Below are 11,516 nucleotides of genomic sequence, written 5' to 3' on the forward strand. Positions count from 1 at the left end.
CGTCCCGCCATGTCGCCACCCACCGCCGTCACCCTCCGCGCCTGTGGCCGGGGCGGGGCGGTTCCGGGGGCGGCGTCACCCTTGGCGGTCGGCCATGGCGTCGCCGATGAGGGCGGCGAGTTCGAGGTAGCCGTCGCGGGTGCGGGGACGGAGGGTGGTGGGGTCGGCCGGGCTGGGGGGTGGGAGGGCGACGGCGCCGCGGCAGCGGGTGCGGAAGTGGGTGAGGAGGTCGCGTTCGGCGATGGGGCGGTCGGCGGGTGGGGCGGGGGTGAAGACGGTGGCCGCGCCGCGGGCCAGGCCGTGGTGGCCGAGGGCGGTGAGGTGGTCGAGGAGGGTGTTGGCGTTGTGGGCGCCGGTGGCGGAGGCGGGTTCGCAGAGGACGAGTTGGTGGGCGAGTTCGACGGCGGGTAGCCGGAGGTCGACGGGGGAGGCGGTGGTGTCGGCGAGGATCACCGGGTAGTGGCCGCTGAGTTCGGTGAGGGTGGCGGGAAGGGTGGCGGGGTCCGGTTGGACGGCGTGCACGACGAGTCGGCCGGCTGTGCGGTGTTCGCCCTGGGCGGGGCCGCCGGGGACGAGGACGACGACCGGGTCGGCGCGGTGTTCGGCGAGCAGGGCGCCGAGGACGGTGGTGATGCCTTCGGTGGGGCTGCCGACGACGGCGATGCGGTGGCAGGCGCGCAGGGGTACGCGGATGCGGTCGAGGAGGTGTCGGCGCCGGGTCTCCGCGCTGCCGGGAAGGGTGAGGCGGCGGGTGCGCGGGCCGGCGGGTGCACGGCGCAGGGCCGGGGTGTCCGGTGCCGCGACTGCCGCAACCGCCGCGATCGCGGCGGGTGGTGCGGCTGCGGCTGCGGCTGCGGCTGGGGTGGCGGGGCCGGTCGGCGGCTGGGGGGCCGTGGCTGGGTCGGTGTCCGGGCCGCGGGTGAACAACTGCCGTTCGGGGGCGGGGATCAGGACGGTTCCGAGCAGGTCCAGCGGCTGCCGGGGGAGGAGGGCGACGGGTTCGGGCCAGGCGGCCGGCGAGTAGTCGGGGGCGGCGGGGACGTCGGTGCCGACACCGGGGGTGCCGTCGGTGAAAGCCATCGTCCGACCTTCCGGTCCGTGTTGCGCCCGACCGGTGCCTCCGGTCGGCCCGTACAGCCGGGACTACGGTCGAAGGTTCCGTTCCGGTTCACCTGAACCACTCCCGGCGGGGGGACCGTTGAGCGGGGCAGGGCGCGCCTCGCTCCCCTTGTCGTGCCGGGAGGTTGTGCCGTGCGTCCGCCCGTCCGGTCGTACGCACTAATTCCCCTGCTCGACCGGCTACCGCTCGGTACCGTCGTTCGGTGGCACCCGGCGTCCGCCGAGTGTCATCGAGGTGGAAGGAGCGTGAGTCCCGTGATCGGGACGGGGGAGGGCCGCGGGATGGATGTGGACGGGCCGGAGGCGCGGGAGTTCGTCGCCGCGCTGGTGCGGGCGGGTGCGCCGAGTGGGGCGGGGCCGACCGGGCTGCGGGTGCCGGAGGCGTCGGCGGAGGTGGTGATCGCCGTCGCCCGCCGGTTGGCGTTGCGGGCGGTGCCGCAGGGGCGGTGGCGGCCCGGATCGGCGCCGTCGGGGTTGTTGAGAGTGGCCTCGGCGCTGGTGGTGGACGAGCATCCGTCGGCGTCGGGGTGGTCGGCGGCGGAGCGGGAGCGGTTGGCGAGATGGGTCGCGATGCTGATGGAGCACCGGGGCGAGGACGGGGTGGAGGACCTGGTGCGGGAGCTCAACGGGCGCTGACCGCCGCCTGATCGAGGGCGTTCGGCGGGGCCTGCGACGGGGGCCTGCCGCGCGTGGCCGGGGCCGGCTAACACGGCATCCGGCGGCGGCCCGGGTGCCGTGAGTCGGGGCGTTGGCGGATCGTTGGTGAGGACTTGGCGGGCTCCGGCAGTGTGCTGTCGTAGCCGCTGCCGGGGACGTCCGGCCGGCTGCCCAGCGGTGCCCTGTCTGTGCCGTGCCCCCTGCCCGATCTGAGAGGTAGCGCGTGTCGAAGCCGTCCGTCGCCCAGTCCACGCCCGTCGCCCAGCCCTCCGGGGGTCCGTCGGACGCGGCGGGGGCTGCCACTGCCCCGGCCCGCCCGGTCCGTCCGACCCTCGACCCCGAGACGCTCGCCGAGATCCACCGGCTGCACGGCGGCTACTTGCTGCGTGCGCTGCTGCGGGCCACGGGCGGGGACCGCGGCAAGGCCGAGGACATCCTGCAGGAGACCCTGCTGCGCGCCTGGCAGCACCCGGAGGCGCTGAGCGCCGGGCCCGAGCAGAGCCGGCCCTGGCTGTTCACGGTGGCCCGGCGGATCGCGATCGACCACTACCGGATGGCCGCCGCCCGCGCCAAGGAGGTCATCGGTGAGCCGTTGGAGGACCGCCCGCTCGCCGAGGACCCGTACGAACAGGTCGTGGTCGCCCGGGACATCGCGCTGGCGCTGCGCCGGGTGCAGAAGCACCACCGGGAGGTGCTGGTCGAGCTCCACCTGAAGGACCGGTCGGTGCTGGAGGCCTCGGCCCGGCTGGGGGTGCCGCCGGGGACGGTCAAGTCCCGCAACTTCTACGCCATTCGGGCGCTGCGCCCGGTCCTGGCGGCGGAGCACGGGTACGCCCCGCCCGTCCGCACGGCGGCAGCGGCCGCGGAGGGCGGCGCCGCCGCGGCCGGTCCGGTGACCGTGCCGGCTCAGCGGCCCGCTTCGGCCGCCCGCTGACCGTCCGCTGACGGTCGGCCCGCTTCGGCCGCCCGCTGCCCGTTCGCCCGCCTCAGCGGCCCGGTGGCCAGCCGGTGGAGCGGAGGTTGAGCGACTCCTCCAGGCTGGTGGTGAACTCGCTCAGGTAGCCGGCCTGCCGCTCGTGGGCGCGGAAGCGGTCGAGCGCGATGCGCAGCCGGCCGCCCACCTCCGGTTCCCGGCCGCGGGCCAGCAGGTGGGCGGCGTAGGACTGTTCGGTGACCGCGTGCAGGTAGAGCAGGCCCGCCTCCTCGCACGCGGCGAGCAACCGGTGCCAGGCGAGGTCGGCGGTCTCGTCGCGGACGGTCGGCGGGAGGGCCTGTGCCTCGGTCAGCAGTGACCAGAGGTGGACCTGGGTGACGGGAGCGGGCGGCAGTAGCTCGCGGGCCTCGCGGGAGCAGCGCTGCGCGCCTTCCCGGTCGCCGCCGGCCAGGCGGACCCAGCCCTGGTGGACTTTGGCGTCGACCAGCCGTCGGCGGTTGCCCGACGCCAGGGCGAGGGCGGTGGCGGAGGCGGCCAGCCGTTCGGCTTCGGCGGTGGTGCCGAGCATCGCGGTGACCAAGGCGAGGGTGGCGAGCGCCCGGACGCGCGCGGACGCGGCCCGCGGCCCGTCGACGGATTCGGTGGCGGCCACCGCCTTTCGTGCCGCCTCCGCCGATTCGTGCCGGCGTTCGAGCGCGACCAGGGCCTGCGCCCGGCAGTTGTGCAGCAGTGCGACCGCGACCGGGTCCCCGCACCGTTCGGCCGCCTCCTGGCCTGCCCGGGCGGTGGCGAGCCAGTCGGTGAAGCGGCTGGCGCCGTAGTAGAGCGAGCCGCTGGTCAGGGCGAGCCGCCAGGCGCGTTCGGGGTCGGTGTCAGCGGTGGCGCCGACGAGTGCGTGGACGGCGGGTTCCTCGGCGCGGAACCAGTCGAGCGCGGTGCGGATGTCACCGGCGGGCGGAAGGGCCTGCGGCGGGTGGGCGGGGGAGTCGGAGTCCTCCTGGCCGGGGTCGAGGTAACAGCCGCAGTGCTGGAGGGCGGCGAGGTAGTAGTCCGCCAGGCGTTCCCGGAGCAGGCGTCGTCGTCGTTCGGGCAGTTCGGCGAGCAGTCCGGCGCTGAACAGCCGGACCAGGTCGGTGCGGCCGTAGCGGCCGGGGGCGGTGCCGGGGAGCAGGTGGTGGGCGGCCAGTTCGCCGAGCGCCCGGTGGGCGGTGGCGGTGTCGGTGCCGAGCAGTGCGGCGCTCGTCGGGGTGTCGACCTCGCCGCCGGGGTGGACGGCCAGGGCGGTGAGCAGGTCGGCGGCGGGTTCGGAGAGTCGACGGTACGTCAGATGCAGCTGCGCGCGGATGCCGAGGGTGCCGTCGGCGTCCAGGACGGCCAACCGGGTCTGTTCGTCGGCGAGTTCGGTGGCCAGCTCGGCGACCGTCCAGTCGGGCTGGGCGGCGAGGCGGGCGGCGGCGATCCGCAGGGCGAGCGGCAGTCGGTCGCAGAGGCGGACGAGGCGGGCGGCGGCCTCCGGTTCGGCGCGCACCCGTTCGGGCGTCAGGGCGCGTTCCAGGAGGAGCAGGGCGTCGTCCTCGGGCAGGGCGGCCAGCCGCAGCAGGGCGGCCCCGTCGAGGGCGACCAGGTCCTCCAGCGAGCCCCGGCTGGTGACGACCGCAACGCAGCCGGGCCCTTCGGGCAGCAGGTCGGCGACCTGGTCGGGGTCGGCGGCGTCGTCCAGGACCACCAACAGCCGTCGGCCCCTGGTGCGTTCGCGGAAGAGCGCGGCGCGTCCGGCGCGGTCGGCGGGGACGGTGTCGGCCGGGACGCCGAGGGCGTGCAGGAAGTCGGCGAGGACGGCGTCGGGCTGCGCCGGGCCGGTCGGGGCGAGGCCGCGCAGGTCGGCGTGCAGCCGGCCGTCGGGGAAGCGGGCGGCGGCCCGGTGCGCCCAGGCGGTGACCAGCGCGCTCTTGCCGACCCCGGCGGGGCCGACCACCAGGACCGGGCCGTCGGCGGCGCGGTCCGGGGCGCAGGTGTGGTCGAGCCGGTCGAGTTCGGCCTGCCGTCCGACGAAGTCCACCATCCGGCGGGGGATCCGGTGGGGGACGCGGGCGGCGGGCCCGGGGGCCGGGGGCGCGGCGGGCACCCGCTCCGGGCGGTCGTCGGCCAGCACCTCGGCGAGGGCGGCCTGCAGGGCCGGGCCGGGGCGGAGCCCCAGCTCGCGGTCCAGGCGCTGCCGGGCCTGGTGGTAGGCGGTCAGCGCGTCCGCGGGCCGTCCGGCCTGGCGCAGGCAGCGCATCAGCAGCGCCACCAGTTCCTCGCGCAGCCCGTCGGTCCGGACGTTCTCCTCCAGCACGGCCACCGCCGCCGCGCCGGTGCCCTGGCGCAGCCGCAGCGAGGCCCAGCAGAGCAGGGCGGCGGTGCGGGACTGTTTCAGGTGGTCCACGGCGGCAGTGCGCAGCGGGGTGTCGGGCAGGTCGGCCAGGGCGTCGCCGCGCCACAGCCGCAGGGCCTCCTCCAGCAGGGCGATCGCCTCGGCGCCGCCACCGCAGCCGGCCGTGCCGGCCGTGTGGGCCGTGTCGGCCGTGTCGGCGTGCTCGGCGGCCCGGGTGGTCAGCGTCTCGAACCGCAGCGCGTCCACCTCGTCGGCCGGCCCGGTCAGCAGGTAGCCCGACGCCCGGGTGTGCAGCTCGAACGGCGTGCCGGCGAGCACCTTGCGCAGCGCGGCGACATGCCCCTGCACCGCCGCCCGCGCGCTGGCCGGCGGCTGCTCCCCCCACAGCGCCTCGCAGAACCGGTCGACGGTGACCACGCGTCCGAGCCCCAGCGCCAACAGCGCCAGGATCGCGCGCCGCTGCGCCCCCGCCAACGTGGCGAAGCCGTCCGCCCCGACCCGCAACTCCACCGGGCCGAGCAGCCGAATCCGCACCACGTACCCCCACCATCGCCGCACGTCACACCCGGGGTGGTCCCCGGGGTGGAGCAGTGTAATGCGCGAAACGGTCCGCGCCGCGCCGCTCCTGCCCCGGGGGACGCGGTCGGGGCGGGTGCGGGTTGCGTCGACCGCCGAGGGGCCTTGCCTCCCGCGCCCGGGCCCGGGCCCGCACCGGGCCGGAATCCCCGAGGGGGCCCGGTCCTTCGTGTCGGACCCGCCGGATACCGTGCCGCCATGACGGAGAGACACGACGCCGACCGCCACGTCCGGTTCGAGCGCGGGTCGCGGCGGCCCGACCGGTCCGCGAGAGCGTGAACGGGCAGGTCGGGCCTATCCTCGGACGGAAGTCCGCGGGTGGGGGAGAAGAGGGACGCGTGCACATCGATCTGCTCGGGCCGGTGGTCCTGCGGCGGGAGGACGGGACGGCGGTGACGCCCTCGGCCCCCAAACGGCGGGCGCTGCTGAGCGCGCTCGCCGTGCGGCTGAACCAGACGGTGGCCACCGAGGAGCTGATCGAGCTGGTCTGGGACGGCGCGGCGCCGCCCACCGCGCGGGCCGCCCTCCAGGGGCACGTCGCGGCGCTGCGCCAACTGCTGGACGGGCCGGGGCTGGTGCTGGGCACCCGGGGCTCCGGCTACCTGCTGGCCGGTGAGCCCGACCGGGTCGACGCGCTGCGCTTCGCGCGCCTCTGCGAGGAGGCGGGCGTCCCGCTGCCCGGGCCCGTCGCCCCGGGGGAGACGGGCCTGGGGGAGGCGGCCCCGAGGGATGCGGCCCCGGAGAGCCCCGCGCTGCCGCTGCTGCGCGCCGCGCTGGACCTGTGGCACGGCCCGGCGCTCACCGACTGCGGCTCAGCCCTGCTGCGCGAGCGGGCGCTCCCGCACCTCACCGACCTGCGACTGCGCGCCCTGGAACGGCTGGCCGAGGAACTCCTCCGCGCGGGCCGCGGCGGCGAGTCGACCGCCGAACTGGCCGAGGCGGCCGACGCCAACCCGTCCCGGCAGACGCTGACCGCCCGGCTGGTCCGCTGCCTGGAGCAGGACGGGCGGCGGGCGGAGGCGCGGGAGCGGTACGAGCGCGCGATCGCCCGGCTCCCCGGCCCGCCCGGACCGGAACTGCGCCGCGCCGGTGAGCAGTTCGGCGAGCAGCCCGCCCCACCCGACCGCCGCTTCGTCGGCCGCGGTGCCGAACTCGCCCGCCTGGAGGAGGTCCTGCCCGCGGCCCGGGCGGGCCATCCGATCCTGGTCACCGGCCCGGCGGGGGTCGGCAAGACCGCCCTGGTCCAGCACTGGGCGGCGCGGCACGGCACCCGCCACTTCCCGGACGGCCTCCTCCGCGCCGACCTGCGCGGCTTCGACCCGGACGGGCCACGCGAACCCGCCGACGTCCTGGCCGAGTTCCTCACCGCCCTCGGCGTCGCCCCGGACGCCCACCCCGCCTCGACCGCCGAACGCTCCCGCCGCTACCGCGAACTCGTCGCCGGCCGGCGGATGGCGATCCTGCTGGACGACGCCGCCTCCCACGAGCAGCTCGGGCCCCTGCTGCCCGACCCGCCGGCGGCGGACACCGAGGGCGGGGAAGAACCAGGGCCGGCCCCCGTCACCGTCGTCACCAGCCGCAGCCGCCTGCGCCACCTGCTGGTCCACGAGGGCGGCGTCCCGCTCCCGCTGGGCGCGCTCGGCCACGAGGACGCCGCCGCGCTGCTCGCCCGCACCCTCGGACCGGACCGGACCGGCGGCGACCCGGACACCGTCGCCGAACTCGCCGAACTCGCCGAGCGCTGCGACCGTCTGCCGCTCGCGCTGCGCCTGGCCGCCGCCCGGCTGACCGCCCGACCCGACTGGACCCCGGGCGACCTCGCCCGCGAACTCGCCGCCGAGGAGGCCGGCTTGGCCGCCCTGTCCGGCACCGGTACCAGCACCGCCCGCGGCCCGATCGGCCTCACCACCGCCCTGGACCGGACGTACCGGACGCTGCCGCCCGCCGCCGCCCGGCTGTTCACCCTGCTCGGCCTGCACCCCGGCGCGGTGATCGACACCGACACCGCAGCCGCCCTCGCCGACCTCCCGCCCGCCGCCACCCGCTCCCTGCTGACCGGGCTGGACGCCGTCCACCTGCTGGAGGAGGAAACCCCCGGCCGCTACGCCCGGCGCGAGCTGGTGCGCCGCTACGCCGCCCGGCAGGCCGCCGAACTCACCTGCGACGAACGGTTCGTCGCCCTCGACCGGCTGATCGCCCACTACCTGGACGTCACCGCAGGCTGGACGGCCGAGTGCACGGCTGCGGCCGGCGGCAGCGAGCGGGCGGCGGCCTGGTTCGGCCGCGAGGAGAGCGCCCTGCGCGCCGTCGTGGTGTGCGCCGAGCAGTACGGACGGACCGCCGGGTCCTGGCAACTCGCCCACCGGATCGCCCTGTTGTACGAGGCCACCGGCCACGACCGGACCCACTGGCGGGCCGTCGTCGAAGCCGGGCTGAGCGCCGCGCACGCGGACGGCGACGCGGCGGCCGTCGCCCGGCTCGGCACCGACCTCGCGGTCCTGCACATCGCCCGCGCGGCCCACCGCACCGCCGCCGAGCAGCTGGACCTCGCCGTCGCCGCGGCCGACCGGGCCGGTGACGCGGCGCTGCGCCACCACTGCCGCAGCCGGGTGGCCGCCGCGCTGCTGCGGGCCGGCCGCTACGAGCGGGCCCTGCCCATGCTCACCGACCTGGTGGCCGCCGCCCGGACCCCGGTCACCGGACACCTGCTGGTGCCCTCGCTCACCGGACTCGCCGACGCCCTGGTCCTGGCCGGCGACCCCGGCCCGGCCCTCGCCCACGCCGACGAGGCCGTCCGGGAAGCCACCGCCGGCCCCGGCGGCGCCGAGGCCGTCCTCGCCACCCACAGCCGCGCCCGCGCCCTGCACGCCCTCGGCCGCCGCGACGCCGCGCTGTCCTCGGCCCGGCTCGCCGTCGCCCTCGGCCGTGCCGTCGGCGATCCCGCGCTCGAGGCGCGCTCGCACGGACTGCTCGCGGACCTGCTGTGCGAGCTGGGCCGCGGCATGGAGGGGGCCGAGGCCCGGCGCCACGCCGAGACACTGGCGACGGGCGGCCGCTGACCTACGGGCGGTCGCCGACCGGTGGGCAGCCGCCGACCGATGGGCGGAACCGTCCCGCCGGCCCCCGGAAAACCCATGGGAAGCCCGAGGGGAGACCGGAGGGAAAACCCGATGTGAACCTCGACCCGCCGTCGAGCCGTTCACCAGAGAGCGGAACCGCAGGCGGAACTACCGGCAGTTCCGACGTGGGGAACGGCCTTCGCCGCCGGACCGTCCGACACCCGGGCGGTACCCCTGAGCTGGGAAGAGACGTCGACGATTGATCGGGTACGGGCAATTCCGCCGCCGGGGCATACTTCTGCCTGGTGCCGATCGCCCGGCGTGATTCCAGGCAGAAGTGCGGAAGTGGCAGGACCGAGTGAGTGGGGGCGGGGCATGGCGGCTGGGGTCGGCGGAACGGGCACGGACGTGGGGGAGTTCAGCCGTCTGCTGGCCGAACACCGGGTGGCGGCCGGCCTGACCCAGGAGGAACTGGCCGCGGCCGCCGGGGTCAGCCTGCGCGCCCTCGGGGACATGGAGCGGGGCCGCACCCGCGGGCCGCAGCGGCGCACCGTCCGGGCCCTGGCCGTCGCGCTGGGCCTGGTCGGCGAGCAGACGGAGGCGCTGGACCGTGCCGCGCAGTCCGGGCGCCCGCGCGGCGTCCGGCCGGGTCCGGCGCGGGTCGGGGCCCAGGCGGCGCCGCCCGAAAACCCGGCGACCACGGACCCGGGGAACGGGGACCCGGGGAGCAGGGAGCAAGCGCCCCGGACAGCGCCCGTCATCGCGGGCCAGAGCGCCCTCGCCCTACCCCGCGACATCGCCGACTTCACCGCCCGCGAGGGCGCCCTCGCGGCGCTCGCCGGCCTGGCCTCGGACGACCGGCCCGCCCATCCCCGGGTGGTGCTGGTCAGCGGTCAGCCCGGCCTCGGCAAGACCGCCTTCGCCCTGCACGCCGCCCACACCCTTGCCCCGCGCTTCCCGGACGGCCAACTCTCCCTCGACCTCGGCGGCATGTCCGCGCACCCGCTGCCCGCCCGTGACGCCCTCGGCCAGGTGCTGCGCGCCCTGGGCGTCGCGGACGCCGCGGTGCCCGCCGGGACGGAGGAACGGGCCGGCCTCTACCGGGCCCTGGTGCGCGAGCGGCGGCTGGTCCTGGTGCTGGACGACGCCGCCGACGAGAGCCAGGTGCGCCCGCTGCTGCCCGGTTCCGGACCGGCCGTGACCATCGTGACCAGCCGCAACGCGCTGCCCGGACTGGAGTCGGTGCACCGGCTGAGCCTGGACGTGCTCGCTCCGGCCGAGGCGGCCGGCCTGCTGGCCCGGATCGCCGGCCGGGAGCGGATCGAGGCCGCGCCCGACGCCACCGCCGAACTGGCCGGGCTCTGCGGCTACCTGCCCCTCGCGCTGCGGATCGCCGGGCAGCGGCTGGTCGCCCGCCCGCAGCAGCCGGTCGCCCACCTGGTGCGCCAGCTGGCCGCCGAGGAGTACCGCCTGGACCTGCTGGAGACCGGCGACCTGGCGGTCCGCCCGGCCTTCGAGCTGTCCTACCGCCGCCTGCCCGCCGAGTCCCAACTGGTGCTCCGGCGATGCGCGTTGACGGCCGGACCGGACTTCACGGCGGTGGTCGCCGCCGCCTACGCGGGCCGGTCGGCGGCCCGGACCGAACTGGTGCTGGAGCAACTGGTCGACGCCGGACTGGTGCAGCCGGCCACCCCGGAGCGCTACCGCCTGCACGACCTGGTGCGGCTCTACGCGGGCGAACGGCTGGCCGTCGACGAGGCCCCCGAGGACCTGGCCGAGGCCCGCACCCGGGCCGGGCGCTGGCTCCTCGACCGGGCCGCCGCCTACGGGCTGCGGTTCGACCCCGAGCACGCCAGGGACGGCGCCGAGGTCACCGGTTCCGCGTCCGCGCACCTCACCGAGGCCGCACGCTGGCTGGAGTACGAGCACCTGGAGTGGCTGGCCGCCCTGCACCAGGCGCAGCGGACCGGCCGCCACCGGGAGGTGATCGACACCGCCGAGGCCATGCACTGGTTCTCCGACCGGCTGCTGAGCTGGGGGATCTGGGCGGAGGTGTTCCAGCTCTCGGTGGACGCCGCCCGCGCGCTCGGCGACCGGCAGGCCGAGGCGGTGCACGTCAACTACCTGGCCTGGACGTACGTCACCTGTCTGCACCGCTACCAGCGTGGCATCGAACTGGCCGCCGAAGGACTGGAGTTGGCCCAGGCGCTGGGCGACCGGGAGCAGCAGGGCTGGGCTCTCACCTACCTCGCCTCCGGCCTGCGCTACCTGCGGCGGCACCGCGAGGCGATCGACGCCTTCCAACGGGCGGCGGACGCCTTCGCCGAGGTCGACAACCGCTCGGCGATGATCGGCCGGCTGGTCACCCTGCGCGGCGCCGCCAACTGCCTGCGCGAGTCCGGCCGGGCCGAGGAGGCCGTGGACACCCGGCGGCGGGCCCTGGCCGGCGCGCTGGAGCTGGTGGAGCGCTGGTCCGCGCCGCTGATGAACCTGCTCGCGGCCATGACCGCGCACGAACTGGGCCTGGACCGTGCGGCGTTGAAGCGCTGGCCGGCCGCCGAGAAGGCCTACCGGCAGGCCCTGGCGCACTACGAGGCGGTCGGCCGGCCGGACAGCATGACCAAGACGCTGACCGAACTCGGCACCGCGCTGATCGAGCAGGGCCGCGCCGAGGAGGCCCGGGAACTGCTCACCGAGGCGCTCAGCGACCTCAGCGCGAACGGCCCCCGGCCGGGGGGCGGTTTCCAGGGGCCGCCCGGGCACTGACACGAGCGCCCGTCCCCTCTCCGCGGCGAGA

General features: G+C 77.1%; 6 protein-coding genes. 4 read left to right on the forward strand and 2 right to left on the reverse strand.

Going from position 1 to position 11,516, the window contains the following annotated elements:
• Positions 1–75: 75 nt before the first annotated feature.
• A complete protein-coding gene (locus ACZ52R_RS14990) occupies positions 76–1,080 on the reverse strand; it encodes a hypothetical protein (RefSeq protein WP_465663441.1) in 1,005 nt (334 codons plus the stop codon).
• 285 nt (positions 1,081–1,365) lie between these two features.
• On the opposite strand from ACZ52R_RS14990, the gene ACZ52R_RS14995 reads away from it, so the two are divergent.
• Both ACZ52R_RS14995 and ACZ52R_RS15000 read left to right on the forward strand, forming a co-directional pair.
• Positions 1,366–1,755 carry a hypothetical protein gene (locus ACZ52R_RS14995; protein WP_465663442.1) on the forward strand — a complete coding sequence of 130 codons (390 nt, stop codon included), beginning with the start codon at positions 1,366–1,368 and terminating at the stop codon, positions 1,753–1,755.
• A 244-nt stretch (positions 1,756–1,999) separates the two neighbouring features.
• The gene (locus tag ACZ52R_RS15000; protein ID WP_465618031.1) at positions 2,000–2,710 is read left to right on the forward strand and encodes a sigma-70 family RNA polymerase sigma factor; all 711 of its coding nucleotides are present in this window, start codon (positions 2,000–2,002) and stop codon (positions 2,708–2,710) included.
• A gap of 52 nt (positions 2,711–2,762) precedes the next feature.
• On the opposite strand, the gene ACZ52R_RS15005 is transcribed toward ACZ52R_RS15000, so the two are convergent.
• Positions 2,763–5,621 carry an AfsR/SARP family transcriptional regulator gene (locus ACZ52R_RS15005; protein ID WP_465618033.1) on the reverse strand — a complete coding sequence of 953 codons (2,859 nt, stop codon included), beginning with the start codon at positions 5,619–5,621 and terminating at the stop codon, positions 2,763–2,765.
• 377 nt (positions 5,622–5,998) lie between these two features.
• Between ACZ52R_RS15005 and ACZ52R_RS15010 the strand changes: the two genes are divergently transcribed.
• The gene (locus ACZ52R_RS15010; RefSeq protein ID WP_465663443.1) at positions 5,999–8,719 is read left to right on the forward strand and encodes an AfsR/SARP family transcriptional regulator; all 2,721 of its coding nucleotides are present in this window, start codon (positions 5,999–6,001) and stop codon (positions 8,717–8,719) included.
• A gap of 375 nt (positions 8,720–9,094) precedes the next feature.
• Positions 9,095–11,485: an ATP-binding protein gene (locus tag ACZ52R_RS15015; protein WP_465663444.1), complete on the forward strand. Its 2,391-nt coding sequence runs from the start codon at positions 9,095–9,097 to the stop codon at positions 11,483–11,485.
• Positions 11,486–11,516 lie beyond the last annotated feature (31 nt).

The organism is Kitasatospora sp. NPDC034023 (assembly GCF_055575795.1).